Annotated in this window: 13 protein-coding genes; 5 read left to right on the top strand and 8 right to left on the bottom strand. The window is 64.1% G+C overall.

Going from position 1 to position 15,184, the window contains the following annotated elements:
- Position 1 precedes the first annotated feature (1 nt).
- Genes QUV11_RS02605 through QUV11_RS02615 form a run of 3 tightly spaced genes read right to left on the bottom strand, consistent with a single transcriptional unit; the run spans position 2 to position 2,762 of the window.
- Complete coding sequence (locus QUV11_RS02605; protein WP_300880404.1) at positions 2–835, bottom strand: ABC transporter ATP-binding protein; 834 nt, start codon at positions 833–835, stop codon at positions 2–4.
- Positions 832–1,647 carry an ABC transporter permease gene (locus tag QUV11_RS02610; RefSeq protein WP_300880405.1) on the bottom strand — a complete coding sequence of 272 codons (816 nt, stop codon included), beginning with the start codon at positions 1,645–1,647 and terminating at the stop codon, positions 832–834. The genes QUV11_RS02605 and QUV11_RS02610 overlap by 4 nt, the downstream gene beginning before the upstream one ends.
- A gap of 32 nt (positions 1,648–1,679) precedes the next feature.
- Entirely contained in the window at positions 1,680–2,762 is a 1,083-nt protein-coding gene (locus QUV11_RS02615) for a putative urea ABC transporter substrate-binding protein (protein ID WP_300880406.1), read from the bottom strand.
- Between the two features lie 765 nt (positions 2,763–3,527).
- On the opposite strand from QUV11_RS02615, the gene QUV11_RS02620 reads away from it, so the two are divergent.
- The 4 genes from QUV11_RS02620 (at position 3,528) to QUV11_RS02635 (ending at position 8,835) form a co-directional block, all read left to right on the top strand.
- Positions 3,528–5,936 carry a TonB-dependent receptor gene (locus tag QUV11_RS02620; RefSeq protein ID WP_300880407.1) on the top strand — a complete coding sequence of 803 codons (2,409 nt, stop codon included), beginning with the start codon at positions 3,528–3,530 and terminating at the stop codon, positions 5,934–5,936.
- 167 nt (positions 5,937–6,103) lie between these two features.
- A complete protein-coding gene (locus QUV11_RS02625; RefSeq protein WP_300880503.1) occupies positions 6,104–6,973 on the top strand; it encodes an MBL fold metallo-hydrolase in 870 nt (289 codons plus the stop codon).
- 150 nt (positions 6,974–7,123) lie between these two features.
- Entirely contained in the window at positions 7,124–8,149 is a 1,026-nt protein-coding gene (locus tag QUV11_RS02630; RefSeq protein WP_300880408.1) for a sterol desaturase family protein, read from the top strand.
- The gene (locus tag QUV11_RS02635; protein WP_367279836.1) at positions 8,149–8,835 is read left to right on the top strand and encodes a hypothetical protein; all 687 of its coding nucleotides are present in this window, start codon (positions 8,149–8,151) and stop codon (positions 8,833–8,835) included. Before QUV11_RS02630 ends, QUV11_RS02635 begins: the two co-directional genes overlap by 1 nt.
- 23 nt (positions 8,836–8,858) lie before the next feature.
- Here the strand turns inward: QUV11_RS02635 and QUV11_RS02640 are convergent, their stop codons facing one another.
- From QUV11_RS02640 to QUV11_RS02650, 3 genes are read right to left on the bottom strand one after another with little or no spacing between them, the layout of a single operon-like run.
- On the bottom strand, positions 8,859–9,467 hold the full coding sequence (locus QUV11_RS02640) for a hypothetical protein (RefSeq protein WP_300880409.1): 609 nt from the start codon (positions 9,465–9,467) through the stop codon (positions 8,859–8,861).
- Complete coding sequence (locus QUV11_RS02645) at positions 9,464–10,810, bottom strand: HAMP domain-containing sensor histidine kinase (protein WP_300880410.1); 1,347 nt, start codon at positions 10,808–10,810, stop codon at positions 9,464–9,466. The genes QUV11_RS02640 and QUV11_RS02645 overlap by 4 nt, the downstream gene beginning before the upstream one ends.
- On the bottom strand, positions 10,807–11,487 hold the full coding sequence (locus tag QUV11_RS02650) for a response regulator transcription factor (protein ID WP_300880411.1): 681 nt from the start codon (positions 11,485–11,487) through the stop codon (positions 10,807–10,809). Before QUV11_RS02650 ends, QUV11_RS02645 begins: the two co-directional genes overlap by 4 nt.
- 225 nt (positions 11,488–11,712) lie before the next feature.
- Between QUV11_RS02650 and QUV11_RS02655 the strand changes: the two genes are divergently transcribed.
- Positions 11,713–12,609, top strand: a complete 897-nt coding sequence (locus tag QUV11_RS02655) for an SH3 domain-containing protein (RefSeq protein WP_300880412.1) — start codon at positions 11,713–11,715, stop codon at positions 12,607–12,609.
- Between the two features lie 96 nt (positions 12,610–12,705).
- Here QUV11_RS02655 and QUV11_RS02660 read toward each other — a convergent pair whose 3' ends face one another.
- Positions 12,706–13,869, bottom strand: a complete 1,164-nt coding sequence (locus QUV11_RS02660) for an acyl-CoA dehydrogenase family protein (RefSeq protein ID WP_300880413.1) — start codon at positions 13,867–13,869, stop codon at positions 12,706–12,708.
- 66 nt (positions 13,870–13,935) lie between these two features.
- Complete coding sequence (locus QUV11_RS02665; protein ID WP_300880414.1) at positions 13,936–15,144, bottom strand: aminotransferase class I/II-fold pyridoxal phosphate-dependent enzyme; 1,209 nt, start codon at positions 15,142–15,144, stop codon at positions 13,936–13,938.
- Positions 15,145–15,184: the final 40 nt, after the last annotated feature.

Consider the following 15,184-nt stretch of genomic DNA (forward strand, 5'->3'; position numbering starts at 1 on the left):
GTCAGGCACTTTCTTGGCTGGGGACAGGGGATTGCGGGATTGCGGGCGGCACGGCAGCCGAGACCTCCGCCGGGTCGGGATCGGGATCCTTGCGCAGCGCGATGTCGTAGACCGCGGTCGCGCCGAAGCGGTGCGGCGCGTGCGGATCGTGGCGGCGCTTGTCGAGCGCCAGCACCCGCGTGCCCAGGGTAAACGCTTCGCGGATGTCGTGTGTCACCATGACGATGGTCAGCGCATAATCGCGCCACAACGCCCTGATCAACTTGTGCATGTCGGCGCGGATGCCCGGATCGAGCGCGCCGAACGGCTCGTCGAGCAGCAGGATGCGCGGCCGCTTGATCAGCGCCTGCGCGATCGCGAGCCTTTGCTGCATCCCGCCCGAAAGCTGCGCGGGGTAAAGGTGCATCGAATCGCCCAGCCCGACTGCGTGCAGCATCTCGGTCGCCTCGGCGATGGCCGCGCGCCGCGCCGATCCGAACAGCCGCGCCAGCACGGGCGCCTGCGCGCACTCCATCCCGAACACCGTATTGTCGAGCGCCGAGAGGTGCGGGAACACCGAGTAACGCTGGAACACCACGCCGCGATCGGGCCCGCATTCGGGCGCCAGCGGCGCGCCATCCAGATCGATCCTGCCCCGCGTCGGCTGCTCCTGGCCCAGGATGATCCGCAACAGGCTGCTCTTGCCCGCGCCCGAAGGTCCGACGATCGAGACAAACGAGCCCGCCTCGATATCGAGATCGACCCGCTCGAGCACGATCTTGTCGCCATATTCGACCCACACGTTCTGCAGGCTGAGGATCGGGCCGGGGACGGAAGGGGCGGGTGCGGCGTTCAATGGCCTGCTCCATGCGCCCAGGGGAAGGCCCGCTTGCTGGTCCAGGTCAGCGTCATGTCCATGAGTATCGCGAGCAGCGCGATCCACGCGACATAGGGGATGATCACGTCCATCGAAAGATAGCGGCGCACCAGGAAGATGCGGTAGCCAAGCCCGACGTCCGAAGCGATCGCCTCGGCAGAGATCAGGAACACCCAGGCCGGGCCCAGCGCCATGCGCACCGCATGGATCAGCCTGGGCAGCGCCTGGGGCAAAGCGACGCGGATCATGATCTGCCACGAGCTCGCGCCCAAGGTCTGCGCCTTGACGATCTGTTCGGTCGGCAGCGCGCCGACATGCGCGGCGATATCCCGCACCATCACCGGCGCGATGCCGATGACGATCAGCGCGACCTTGGCGGTCTCCCCCAGTCCCAGGGCGATGAACAATATGGGCAGCAAAGCGATCGGCGGGATCACCGCGATGCCCGTCACCAGCGGACCCAAGGTGGCGCGCACCGGCGGCAGCACGCCCAGCACCAGACCGACGACCAGTGCGGTGATCGTCGCGATCCCCAGGCCGAGCCCCAGCCGCTGGAGGCTCGCCAGCGTATCGACCCAGAAGGTGAGCTGCCCGGTGAGCTGGTCGGGCTCGAACATCAGCGCCGCCATCGCCTGCGCCATCGCGCCGGGCAGCGGCAGGATGCGATCGAGCGGATTGTCGGCGTGGCGTTGGGCTGCCATCACCAGATAGACCAAAAGCAGCAGCGCGATCGGGGCAGCCCCCAGCAGGATGCGCTGGCCCCGGCTCAGGTGAAGGTTGACCCAGCGCATGCCTGTTGCCTCTCCTCGCGTCCGCCGGCCGGTCAGAGCTTGCCGTCGGCGGCGAGCTTCATGAAGCTGTCGTCGAAGCGCAAGGTCACCCGCGCAGGATCGCCCAGCGTCTTGCCGCCGGGAAAGCCGATGCCGACATCGTCAGCCGAGCGCGCGCCCTTGAACAGCCCCTTGGAAAAGCTGAAATCGCGCACTTGGGTCATCGTCGCGACCAGCTCCGGGGCGGTCGCCGCCGCCAGAGCGGCCTTGGGTTCGGCATAGAGGAAGGTGGTCGCAAGCTGGCTGTCGAACATCTCGGGCGTTGCCCCCGACAATTTGGCCATCGCCGCGCGGGCTTCTGCGCCTTGCGCGTCCTGGCGCTGCATCAGCGCCACGGTCTCATACCAGATGCCCGCCAGCGCCTTGCCCAGATTGGGGTTGGCCTTGAGCGTCGCAGTATCGACCACCATCAGGTCGAGGATTTCGCCCGGGATGTCGGCGGAACTGAACACCATGTTCACGCCCTGCCCGGCCTTCATCACCGAAAGCTGCGGGTTCCACGCGACCGCGGCATCGACATCCGCTGCGCCGAAAGCGGCGACGATGTCGGCATCCGAGGTGTTGACGGTGCGCACATCGGTGGATTTCAGCCCGGCCTTATCCAGCCCCCGGGTCAGCAGATAATGCGACACCGAAAGCTCGACCAGATAGGCCTGGCGGCCCTTGAGCGCGGCGAGCGAATTGGCACCCTTGAGCAGGATGCCGTCATTGCCATTGGAATAATCGCCGATGATGATCGCGCTGGTGTCCTTGCCGCCCGCAGCCGGGATGGTCAGCGCATCCATGTTGGTAACGGTCACGCCATCGAACTTGCCCGCGGTGTACTGGTTGACCGACTCCACATAGTCGTTGACCTGCACGAGGTTGATTTCGATGCCATATTTGTCGGCCCATTTCTTCACGATGCCCGCCTGCTGGGCATAGGGCCAGGGCATCCATCCGGCATAGATCGACCAGCCGATGGTGAACTCGGTCTTGGGCTCGGTCTTGGGATCGGGACCTTGCGAGCAGGCTGTCAGCAGCAGCGCTCCAGCGACCAGCACCGCGGTGCCCAGCTTGCCAAACAGCCTCATCATGATTCGATCCCCTTTCGCAGTGCAGCATCACCCTCGCGACAATCCTTGTCCACCAAAAAATATTACCACCGTGACGAATTGTAATAATGATGGTTGCACAGCCTGACGCGGGATGCACGAATGGGACGTCGCTGCGATCACGCCGGGCCGGAGGGCAAATGCAGCTGGCGGCCCGTGGTTGCGGGGGTAACAGCACAGAACGACTCGAACGCACACTTCGCCATCCTACGCCGAGGTGATTCGAGGCAAGCGACGTCCCGTCCTTGCACGCGACCGAATCTCCGCAATTTTTCACGATGACGATGCCGCCGGCAATATCCGGAAAATCCGGGATTTTGTGCAGTGCAGCATCGAATTTGTTCATACTGAGCAAGTGCAATATTATTACGCTTGACGCATTGTGTAATATCCATACCGTAATGGGCATCGCCACTGCGACGGCGAACAGCGAAAAATCAAGTGCTCAGAGTGAGGGTTCATGGATCAAATGCCGGCCTGCACCGAAGTCCCTGCCAGCGACAAGCTGCCCATAGCCGGTAGCATGCGGTGGGCAGTCGGCGCAGGGCGTGCACCGGACTTTCCTTCCGATCGCTATTCCAGCGGGGCCTGTCGGCCTCGCTCCGTTCCCTCCGCCATCCAAGCGCGGAGCACCGTTATGATCAAGCCATCAAGCCGGAAACCGGCTGACAAGGTGCCGGCCTAGCCAGAGCGCCAAAGGGGAAGGGTGTCGTTCAAAGAAAGGCTCACCAGATAAGGGGGGTCGGAATGACAAAGAAACTGTTTCGCAACACGCTGCTTGGGGCAACCATGCTGATGGGGATCGGCAACGCCCCGGTCCTTGCACAGGATACCGACCAGGCAGCCGAGCCGGAAGGCGGCGCGGGCACGATCGTCGTGACCGCCACGCGCCGGGCGACCTCGCTGCAAGACGTTCCGATCAACATCAGCGCCATCGGCGCGGAAGAGCTTTCCCGCCAGCGCATCGACGACGTCCGCGACATTGCCGATTTCACCCCCGGCGTGACCATCGCCGATACCGGCCCGGGCTCAACCGGAACCATCGTCTTGCGCGGCCTCAACGCTTCGGATTCGAGCGCCAACGGCGCCTCGTACGACAATTCGCTCGGGGTCTATCTGGGCGAAGTGCCGCTGTATTATGATTTCAAGCTGCTCGACATCGCCCGGGTGGAGGTGCTGCTCGGCCCCCAGGGCACGCTGTATGGTCTCGGCACGCTGGCAGGTGCGATCCGCAACATTCCCAACCGGCCCAACCTCGATACCATCGAGGGTGAAGTCCACGGCCGGTTCTATGGCAAGAGCAAAAGCGGCGATGTCGGCTATCAGATGGACGGAATGATCAACATTCCGATCATCAAGGATCACCTCGCGTTCCGTTCTGCCACCGGCTATTATTTCGATCCCGGCTTTATCGATTATCCGTTGCTGGTGCAGCAGCCGGGCATCTCCCTGCCCCAGCCCAATGGGCCGGACGCGATTACGCCGGCAGGCTATGCCGCCAATCTGCGCCGCGAGAGCGACGTCAACTTCGAGAAGACCTTCACCACCCGCAACCAGCTGCTGCTGCAGGCCAGCGAGGACTTCAAGGTCAACTTCACCTACGCGTTCCAGCAGACCAAGACCGACGGCGGCCAGTACAACAGCGACGGCGTGTTCAGCACGGGCCGATACGAGAGCGCCAGCCGCTTCCTCGAGCCCGCCAAGCGCCGCGCGCATCTGGGCAGCGTTGAGATCAACGCCAACCTTGCGGATATCGCCGATCTTGTCGCCACCACCGCGTATACCGACGTCAAGAACAACACCAGTTTCGACATCACCGATCTGCTGCTCGATCTCGATTATGGCTATGAATCGTTTCCGGCCTTTGCCGGGTTCAATCAGAACGAGAACCGCCGCAAGCAGTTCAACCAGGAGGTCCGCTTCGTCTCACGCCATGGCGGCCCGTTCAACTGGGTGGTGGGCGCGTTCTACAACCGGCAGAAGCTCGATTCCTTCGGCCGCGAACGGCTGCCCAACCATCCCTTTGTCGCCTTTGGCACCCAGCCCAATCCGGACGAGGTCGAATACGCCGCCTTCACCCGGTCCAAGGTGAGCGAGCGGGCGATCTTCGGCGAAGGCACCTTCAGGGTCACCCCCGAATGGCAGGTGACGGCCGGCGCGCGCTATTTCGGCTACAAGTCAGAGATCGCAGGGCGTGCGGTGCTGCCGCTGCTCGGCGATCCGGTCAGCCCGTTCGATCTGCCGTCGGCCGGCGGCAAGGCCAAGCAGAGCGGCTGGGTGTGGAAGTTCAACAGCTCCTACAACTTCACTCCCGATATCATGCTGTATGCGACCTACTCCAAGGGCTATCGCATCGGCGGCCCGAACTCGGTGGCGCCGTGCGTGCTGCCGCTCGACCCCACCCAGCAGAATGTCTGCGCGCTGCCCAACGAGATTCAGTTCGGGCCGGATACCACCAAGAACATCGAGGTCGGCATCCGCGCGCAGTTGTTCGAACAGATGCTGACGGTGAATGCCAATGTGTTCACGATCGACTGGAACGGTATCCAGGTGGATTCGGCGACCATCAACGGCATCGTCGGGATCACCGTGAACGGCGGCAAGGGCAAGTCAGAAGGCTTTGAGGCCTCGTTCCAGCTGCGCCCGATCCCACGGGTGTCGATCCAGGGGATGTACTCCTATCTCGATGCCAAGCTGACCGAAGACGTGCCCGCGATCATTGCGGTGAACAGCCCGGCGGGCATCTATCCCAGCAGGCCGATCCAGCTCGACGCACTGGCGGGCGACAGGCTGCCCGGTTCTGCGAGCAACTCCGGCAGCCTGGGGGCGACTTATACCGCGCCGTTCATGGACGGAACGATCGTTGCCGACTGGACTGCCACGTACCGCGGTAGCGTGGTGACACGGCTGGGCTGGGAGCGGGCCTTTGGCGACAAGCTTCCCGGCTTCACGCTGCACCGCGCATCGGTGTTCTACGATACCGAGAAGTTCAGCATCGGCCTGTTCGCCAGCAACATCTTCGACAAATATGCGGTCGCATCGGTGTCCAATGACCGGTCGCGTGTGGGGCTGAACGACGGGGTGAGGCTGCGCTACTTCAAGCAGAACGTGATCAATCCGCGCACCTTCGGCCTCGAGGCACGGGTGAAGTTCTGATCGGGGGGATGCCGGGCGGGGCTGCATCCTTGCAGGGATGACGCCCCGTCCGGCCATCGGCCCAGACTCTCTCAGATCACAGGGGGGCAAGCGACATGGTCGCTGGAGCACGCGCATTTCAGGGCAACCCGGCCAGGCGGTGGGCAACCGCGCTGCTGGCTGCGACCATGCTGCCGGGCGCGCTTGCAGCGCATGCCAGTGCAGAGCCATCCGCGCTGTTTGCCGAGCGGTGGATCGACGGCACCAACGGCGCTGAACCCGCCACCCAGGTGCAGGCGCTCGATGCCGACACCTTCGTCATCCGGCAATCGGTCAAGACCAATTTCGAAGCGCCGTTCGTGTATCTGCTGTTCGGGCGCGACAAGGCGCTGCTGATCGACACCGGCGCTCAGGATGGCCGGATCAGGCCCGCGGTCGATGCGCTGATTGCCGACTGGCTGGCCGCGCACAACCGCACGACCATCCCCCTGGTGGTCGCGCACAGCCACAATCACGGCGATCATATCGCCGGCGATGCGGCGTTTCGCGACCGCCCCGACACCACGGTTGTCGGGCTCACACCTGCCGGTGTCGCAGGCTTTTTCGGCATCGACCCCTGGCCGGATGCCATCGTCCCGTTTGATCTGGGCAGCCGCAAGCTCAGCATCCTGGCCACGCCCGGCCATCAGTCTGCGGCGATCATGGTCTATGACCCGCGGCTGAAAATCCTGCTGTCGGGCGACACACTGTATCCCGGGCGGCTGTACGTGCCGGTCAATTTCCTGAACGACAACCGCGCCAGCCTCGACCGGCTGGCAGCCTTCGCCGCGACCCACCCCATCCGCGCGGTGCTTGGCGCGCATATCGAGATGACCCGTACCCCGGGGCGCGATTATCCGCATGAGGCGGCCAGCCATCCCGACGAACACCTGCTCGAGCTGGCTGCGGACAGCATCGCCGAACTGCGCAGCGGCCTTGCCGCAAAGCTCGATGTTCCGGGCGAAGGCCAGGTGCACGATCACTTCATCATCATGCCGGTTCCTGCCCGTGACAACTGACGCCATAGACCAAATCTATGGGGTCTATTCCATATTGCCGTCTGGCGTGATGGGTCGGTTTTGCCGACCTTGGCTAGACTGAATTTTTCATCCCATCCTGCGCGCCGGTCGATGCCGTACCGCTCAGGGTCACATCGCGAGTACAGATGCATGGACGGAGTTCGCGTAGGTAAACGGGTGATAGGCGCGCAGTCGCCGGTCACCATCGGCTGGGAAAACATTCCCCGGGTGCAGGGCGGTCCGGTCAAGCAGATCGTGTTCACCTATTTCCAGCCGTTCGTGCTGTTTTCGCTGGTGCTGTTCTGGTATTATGCGCCCAACTCGATCGCCAAGGCATCGACCGCGATCGGCATCGGCATTGCCTTCAAGATCCTGCTGCTCGCGCTCGAATGGATCAATCCACGCTACGAGAGCTGGCAGCTCACCTGGAAGGAACTGGTCACCGATCTGTTCTATGTCGGGCTGGGCTATACCGTCCTGAGGCTGGTCGAAAACCATATCGGCGCCGATGTGCTGATCGAGTTCGTGCAGACCAGTTTCAACTGGGACAAGTTCGCGTGGTTCACCAGCATGCCGTTGCTGGTGCAGGCGTTCGCTATCCTGTTCGTGTTCGATTTCGGCCAGTACTGGATGCATCGCGGGATGCACAACTGGTACCCCTTGTGGCTGACGCATTCGGTGCACCACTACATCACCCAGCTCAACATCAACAAGGGTGCGGTCGGCAATCCGATCGAGCTGCTGCTGATCGGCATCGGCATCGGCGGGTTCTTCGATTTCCTCCCCCGCGCCGCGCTGCTGGCGGGTGCGATCGGCATGTCGGTGGGCGTGTACCAGCACATCAACGTGCGGTTCAACACGCCGCGCTGGTGGCGGTTCCTGTTCAACACCACCGAGCACCACAGCCTGCACCATTCGCAGGATTTCGAGGCCACCCGCTCCAACTACGCCAGCACCTTCATCTTCATCGACCGCATCTTCGGCACCTGCGTCGATGGGGAGGCCGAACTGCTGGGCATGGAAGGCGGCCGCCGCATGTCGATCCGCGAACAGATGCTCTTCCCCTTCACCGAAGGCTGGAAGACGATGAAAGAGCGCTTTGGCAAGTCCTCGCGGGCAGAGCAGCCTTATGCTGACCAGCCTTATGCCCAGACCGATGCGATTGCTGCCGAGTGATGGACCAGACGCAAGTGCTTGGCGACCACGCCCGCAAACCGCGCACCCATCTGCTGCGTGGACACCGCATCAACCTTAGGCTGCTCGACTGGATCTGGAATATCCGGGGCAGCGTGCCGCTTGCCCCCGGCCAGTCGAGCGACGAAGCCTTCGCCCGGCTCGACCCTTTGTTCCAGCAGCCCGGCACCACCTATGAGCGGACAGGGGATACCCTGGTGTTCGCCAAGAAGGACCAGGCCGCGCAGGACAAGATGTCGATCTTCGATGCGGGCGCGCTCCAGATCGAACCCGGCGCGGGCGGCGCGGTGCTGCGCTATCGAATGGCCAGCCGCGCACTGCTTTTCTGCTTCCTCGCGCCTTTGCTGTTCCTGGCCTTCGGGCAATTGACCGTCGCGGTGGGCAAGTTTGCGGGCCCGGACACCGAAGCGGCAGAAAAGGACAAGAAGGACGAGAAGAAAAAGGACGTGGTGCGCGAGCTGCACCCGATCGACAAGTTCCTCGGCGCGCCTGCCCCCGAAAAGCCCAAGGACGACAAGAAGGAAGAGAAGAAGGACCACTCGCATTCGCCGACTGCGGCTTATGTGTTCGCCGCGATCTTCGCAGCGCTCTATGCCGCCGGACGGATCCTGGAAGACCGTCTGATCCGGTCGCTGTTCAGAAAGCGCCTGCACGCGGCCGAGGCCTGAGCGCCGGTTTCTGGCGTGGCGACCTAGTCCACCACCAGATAGAAGCGGGCCTTGCGCCGACTTGGATTGATCACGTGGATGAGATGACGCTGGGTGAACATCGGCACCCATTCGCAGCTGGGGCGCGCCGCGGTGTGCTGGCACACCGCCTGCGACGCGCCATCGATCACCTGCAGCCGCAACTGCGCCGCATCGGGCGACGACAGCACGATCGAGGCCTTCTGGCCGGACAGGAATGTCTGTTCGATCTGCAGATCACCACCCGCCTTCAGTGTGCCGTGCCGATAGCCTGGCCCCAATGTCCGACCGCGCAGCGGCGGGGCCGTGTCCGGCGGTGCCTTTGCCTGCCACAGCGCCAGGGTCGATTGTGCGGCGGTGTCGAGGGGGTGCGCGCCCAGCGCGGAAATCGTAGCGAGCGGCGAGGTCAGCGCGGCGTTATCGCCCGATCGTGCCGCCCTGTCCGCCTGCACCAGGGCATTGGCAACCCGAACCGTGGCCGGATCAGACGGCATCGCCACGGGCTGAGCAACGCCGGAATGGGTGGCGACAGGGCCGCACGATGCCAGCGTCGCGAAGGCCAGCGACCCCAGGGCAGTCAGCCCCTTCCTCCGATTGTGCAAAACCTGTTTCATTGCGCGCCCATTTTGACCTCGAAGCATGCCCCGCAGGCGCTGTCGACCAGACCGAGCGTCAGGCCATGCCGTTCGGCTATCGCGCGGGCCAGCGCCAGACCCAGACCACTGCCCGGCTGGCGCTGATCGACATTGCCGCTGCGATAAAACGCATCGAATATCCTCGATCGGTCATCCGGCGGGACACCGGGGCCATCATCGGCGATGGTCAGCACCGGCCCCGCAGTGAGCGTCACCGTCACGCTGCCGCCTGCGGGCACATATTTGAACGCGTTGTCGAGCAGATTGGTGACCAGCCGCCCCAGTTGCGCCTCCTCGCCCTCGATATGCACCTCAGGCGCGATATCCCAGACAAAACTGTGGCCGGATTCCTCGGAACTGTCGGCATACAGTTCGCAGATGGCGCTCACCATCGCCGACAGGTCGACGGGCTTCAAGCCGGTTCGATCCCCCCGCCGCGCCTTGCTCGCGGCAATATCCAGCAGCGATTCCAGCGTGCCGACCAGATGGCGGATTTCCGCGCGGGCCCCCACCAAGGCTTCGGCTGTGGCGGCATCGGGATTGGCGGCCAGCAGCTTCACCAGCCGCCGGTCGAGATGCATCACCGGGGTGCGGATCTCGTGCGCAACCTGATCGGACGTATCGCGATACGCCTCCATCAGATCGCGTAGCCGCGCCAGCGATGCCGCCGCATGGCCGGCCAGTTCGTCGATCTCGTCAGTGCGTGCGCCATCGGCGAGTTTGCGGATCGGCTTGGCGTCGGGGTTACGGAACGCGCGGTTGATGCTGTCGATCCGGTGCTTGAGATGGCTTCCGGCGCTGTAGCCGAACAGCCCGATCGCGATCGCAAACACCACGCCGCCGGCCGCGAAGACCAGGGCGATGCGCGTCAGCAGCGGCTGGCCGTCGGCAGCTTCGTGCGCCACCACCAGCTTCAGGTCGGGACCCAGCCGGGTCGCCCTGGCAAAGGCTTGCGTCGCCTTGCCGATCCGGATCACCCCGCTTTCCGAAACCCCGGCATCCAGCGCCGGCCAAGCGGTGATATCGCCCGCGATCCGCGCACCCCGGGCATCCGCCAGCATGTAATGCGGCAGGCTGCCATCGGCGGGGCGGATCATCAGCCGGTCTTCGATCCGCCGGGCAAGCTCTGCGCGACCGCCACTCGCGTGAATATCGACGAGGCCAGCCAGATCGACGTCGACCGCGTCGCGCGCCGAGGCATTCAGTGTCGCGCGGATCGTCTGATCGGTCACCAGCCACAGGCCCGCGACCAGCACTCCTGACAGGAGGATGGCCATCGCGACGATGCGCGAGAAAATGGAGCGGCGAGCAGTGCGGGTCATCGGCCGTCGAGCAGCCTGTAGCCCGAGCCCCAGATCGTCTCCATCGCCGGCGTGTCGAAGCCATCCTCGAGCTTGCGTCGCAGCCGACCGATATTGACGTCGACGACGTTGGTCTGCGGGTCGAACGCCATGTTCCAGACATCGCGCAGCAGCATCTCGCGGGTGACGATCTCGCCGGCATTGTCCATGAAGTAGCGGAACAGCTCGAACTCACGCGGGCTCAGCGCCAGGTGCCGGTTCTGCCGAAACGCGGTGCGCGCCTTCACATGGCATTCGAACGCGCCGAACAGAATGACCGCGCTGTGTTCCTGTCCCGATGCGCGCCGGTGCAGCGCACGGATGCGCGCCAGCAGTTCGGGGGCTTCGAAGGGCTTGGCCAGATAGTCGTCGGCGCCGGCCTCCAGCCCTTCGGACCGGTCGCTGGTCCGGCCCAGCGCCGACAGCATCAGCACCGGCGTCCCCACACCGCTCTCGCGCAGCCGCTGCAGAATATTGAGGCCATCAAGGTCACCCAGCATCCGGTCAAGTATGATGACATCAAACTTCTCCAGGCCTGCGCGGAGCAGACCGCTTGCACCGCTGCTTTCCCACACCAGGGTGTCTCCATTGGCGGCGGCCAGCTCCTGCACCTCGGCTGCGGCGCGCTGATCGTCCTCCACATACAGGATCTTCACCATGGGTGCTCCACTCGCCCAGCCATCATCATGCCTTCAACCGGCGAATACACAACCGTCTGGTTGCGGTGCCGACACGCCCTGAATAGGCCCGGATACCGGGGCAGGCCAGCCACATGAATGCACCTAACGGGGTTTGTCATGTTTCCGTCAATGCTTGTAACGCGCCATGGACGCCGCCTGCGTCTAATCTTCCTGCAGTCAAGCATCGCAAGGAGGAGGCACCCAATGAAAGCCCGCATCAAGACCGCATCGGCACTGTCCGCGCTCGGGTTCGCTGCACTGGCCGTGACCCCGGTTTATGCAGGCAAGCCAAAGGCCGAGATCGAGGTTACCAAGTGCGCAGCATCGCACGGCAGCATCGCGATCACCGATGGCGATACGCAGGGCTGGGCCAAGATGGGTCTATCGAGCCCGCGTGGCATGCTGGGCGCGATCGTTCAGCAATCGGGGTGCTTCACGCTGCACACCGGCGCCGAGGGCAAGCCCGCTGATTACCTGATGTCCGCCGTCGCAGGCTCGCAGGAAGAAATCGACCAGACGATGAACGCCGCCAAGGGCGCGCTGACCACCGGCCTCGTACATTCTGGTGCCGCGGGCGCCGTCCTGTCGAGGGTTCCCTTTGGGGGTGCGATGTTCGGCATGCTCGGCGGACTGGGCGGCAAGAAGAAGACGGTGACCGCGGGCCTCAGGCTGGTCAACCCGGCCAACGGCCAGACCATGCTCTCGGGCAGCGGGCAAAGCCAGAAATCGACGATCAGCGTGCTCAGCAGCACCGACTGGGTCGCCGCCAGCCAGGGCCAGCTTGGCCAATACGGCTCGTCCGCCGACGGCAAGATGCTGACCAGCGCGTTTATCGAAGCGTATAACGCGCTGGCATCGCAGGCTGGCGCGCTCGCCGCGGCGGCACCCGCTGCCCCGGCAGCCGCCGCCCCTCCAGCGGCGACATACACGGTGGCTGTCGACACCAAGATGCGGGCTGCGGCCTCAGCCGGGGCGTTAGAAGTCCGCGCGCTGCGCGCAGACACCAACCTGATCCCGACCGGCCAGAAGGAAGGCCTGTTCGTCGAAGTGACCGACACATATGGAACCAAGGGGTGGGTTTCGGTGGAAGATCTGCGTTAGATTGCGACCCGAGCGCAGGATTTCCACCGTCAGGGGGGCGTCATCTCGCAAGGATGGCGCCCTTTCCTGTTTCATCGCAGCGGGCGCATCGCCCCGTCAGAACGACTTGGGCAGCCCCAAAGCATGGGTTGCAACGTGGCTGAGGATCAGGTTGGTGCTGATCGGTGCCACCTGATAGAGCCGGGTCTCGCGGAACTTGCGCTCCACGTCATATTCCTCGGCGAAACCGAACCCGCCATGCGTCTGCACGCACATATCGGCAGCAAACCAGCTTGCTTCCGATGCCAGCATCTTGGCCATATTGGCCTCGGTGCCGCAGGGCAGCCCCGCCTCGAACATGGCAGCGGCCTTGTCCACCATTTCAGCGGCGGCAGAAAGCTGCACGAAGGCGCGCGCAATCGGGAACTGGACGCCCTGGTTCTCGCCGATCGCACGGCCGAACACCAAGCGGTCCTTGGCATAAGCGACCGCCCGATCGATGAAGAACCGGCCATCGCCGATGCATTCGCTGGCAATCAGGATGCGTTCGGCATTCATCCCGTCGAGGATATAGCGAAAGCCCCTCCCCTCCTCGCCGATCAGGCTGGTCGCGGGAACGCGCAGGTCGTCAAAGAACAGTTCGGTGGTGGCGTGGTTGAGCATCGTGCGGATGGGCCGGATGGTCAGCCCGTTGCCGATCGCCGCGCGCATATCGACCAAGAGAACCGAGATGCCGTCCGACGGCTTGGCGACATCGTCGCGCGCAGTCGTGCGCACCAGCAGCACCATCAGGTCGCTGTGCTCGGCGCGGCTGATCCAGATTTTCTGCCCGTTGATGACATAATCATCGCCATCCCTGCGGGCAAAGGTGGTGATGCGGGTGGTGTCGGTGCCGCTGGTCGGTTCGGTGACGCCAAAGGCCTGCAGCCGCAGCTCCCCGGTGGCGATCTTCGGAAGATACATCGCCTTCTGCTCGGCAGAGCCATGCTTGAGCAACGTGCCCATGGTGTACATCTGGGCATGGCAGGCGCCGCCATTGCACCCCGAGCGGTGGATTTCCTCGAGGATTGCGGTGGCTGCGCCAAGACCCAGGCCCGACCCGCCGAACACCTCGGGAATCAGCACCGACAAGAAGCCCTCCCGGGTCAGCGTGTCGACGAACGCGGTGGGATAGGTGCGATCCCGGTCCAGCGCCTGCCAGTACGATCCGGGAAACTTGGCGCACAGCCGCCGGACAGACTCGCGGATATCAGGAAAGCTCGGATCTTGGCTGCCGGTCATGCAAATCTCCCTGCTGCATGCCATCGGCATATCGCAGCCCGGTGTCAAATGGCCGGGGGACGATCGCTACAGCCCCACGGTCCGCAACGCCTGATCGAGATCCTCGATGACATCGTCGACATCCTCGAGCCCGACATTGAGCCGCAGCATGTCCTCGGTGATGCCGACTGCCAGCCGCGCCTCTTCGCCCAGGCCGTGGTGCGTGGTCGAGCTGGGATGCGTCATCAGCGAGCGGGAGTCGCCGATGTTGTTCGAGATATCGACCAGTTCGAGTGCGTTGAGCAGGCCGTGCGCGCGCGCACGGCCACCACCGACATAGACCGAGAAGATCGGACCCGCCGCCTCCATCTGCGCCATGGCCAGATTGTGCTGCGGATGGCTGGCAAGTCCCGGATAATTCACCCGCTCGATCCGCCCTTCGAGAAAGCTTGCGACCTTCATCGCATTCTCGCTCTGGCGGCGGATGCGCAGGTCGAGCGTTTCCAGCCCCTTGAGCACCACCCAGGCGTTGAACGCACTCAGCGTTGGCCCGGTGTTGCGGGTGAACGGCAGCAAGGTGTTGGTGATGAAATCGTCGGTGCCGCACACCGCGCCTGCGAGCACGCGGCCCTGGCCGTCCATCATCTTGGTCGCGCTGTAGGCGACGACATCCGCGCCGAATTCCATCGGCCGCTGGAGCACGTTGGTGGCGAACGCATTGTCGACCACGCTGGTGATGCCGTGCGCGCGCGCGATGTCGCACACCGCCTGCATGTCGATGATGTCCATCGTCGGGTTGGCGGGGGTCTCGAAGAAGAACACCTTGGTGTTGGGACGAATCGCGGCCTGCCACTGGTCGAGCTCGCGCCCGTCGATGATCGTCGTCTCAATGCCGAACTTGGGCAGCAGCGTATCGGTGAGCCAGCGGCACGAGCCAAACAGCGCGCGGCTGGCGACGACATGGTCCCCCATCTGCAGCTGGCACAGCAATGCTGCAGTCATCGCCGCCATCCCGCTGGCCATGCACCGCGTGGCTTCAGCGCCTTCCATCAGCGAAATGCGCTTTTCGAGCATCTCCACGGTAGGGTTCTGCAGGCGGCTGTAGGTCATGCCGGCCTGTTCGCCGTTGAAGCGCGCGGCGGCGTCTTCGGCGCAGTCATAGGCATAGCCCGAGGTCAGAAACAACGCCTCGGAGGTCTCGCCGAACTCGCTGCGCGCGGTTCCGCCCCGGATCGCGCGGGTGGCGGGACGCCAGCGGCTGGTGATGGCGGGGTCTTGTCCGGCGTTGCGCTTCATGGGATTGCCTTAGTGCTGATAGGGAGAAACGCGCGCTATA

It is taken from the genome of Blastomonas sp. (assembly GCF_030373265.1).
Classification (GTDB): Bacteria; Pseudomonadota; Alphaproteobacteria; order Sphingomonadales; family Sphingomonadaceae; genus Blastomonas.

Coding starts and splice junctions, on each gene's coding strand:
- QUV11_RS02610 (WP_300880405.1), bottom strand. CDS start 1,647: ATGCGCTGGGTCAACCTTCACCTGAGCCGGGGCCAGCGCATCCTGCTG.
- QUV11_RS02615 (WP_300880406.1), bottom strand. CDS start 2,762: ATGATGAGGCTGTTTGGCAAGCTGGGCACCGCGGTGCTGGTCGCTGGA.
- QUV11_RS02620 (WP_300880407.1), top strand. CDS start 3,528: ATGACAAAGAAACTGTTTCGCAACACGCTGCTTGGGGCAACCATGCTG.
- QUV11_RS02625 (WP_300880503.1), top strand. CDS start 6,104: ATGCTGCCGGGCGCGCTTGCAGCGCATGCCAGTGCAGAGCCATCCGCG.
- QUV11_RS02630 (WP_300880408.1), top strand. CDS start 7,124: ATGGACGGAGTTCGCGTAGGTAAACGGGTGATAGGCGCGCAGTCGCCG.
- QUV11_RS02635 (WP_367279836.1), top strand. CDS start 8,149: ATGGACCAGACGCAAGTGCTTGGCGACCACGCCCGCAAACCGCGCACC.
- QUV11_RS02640 (WP_300880409.1), bottom strand. CDS start 9,467: ATGAAACAGGTTTTGCACAATCGGAGGAAGGGGCTGACTGCCCTGGGG.
- QUV11_RS02645 (WP_300880410.1), bottom strand. CDS start 10,810: ATGACCCGCACTGCTCGCCGCTCCATTTTCTCGCGCATCGTCGCGATG.
- QUV11_RS02650 (WP_300880411.1), bottom strand. CDS start 11,487: ATGGTGAAGATCCTGTATGTGGAGGACGATCAGCGCGCCGCAGCCGAG.
- QUV11_RS02655 (WP_300880412.1), top strand. CDS start 11,713: ATGAAAGCCCGCATCAAGACCGCATCGGCACTGTCCGCGCTCGGGTTC.
- QUV11_RS02660 (WP_300880413.1), bottom strand. CDS start 13,869: ATGACCGGCAGCCAAGATCCGAGCTTTCCTGATATCCGCGAGTCTGTC.
- QUV11_RS02665 (WP_300880414.1), bottom strand. CDS start 15,144: ATGAAGCGCAACGCCGGACAAGACCCCGCCATCACCAGCCGCTGGCGT.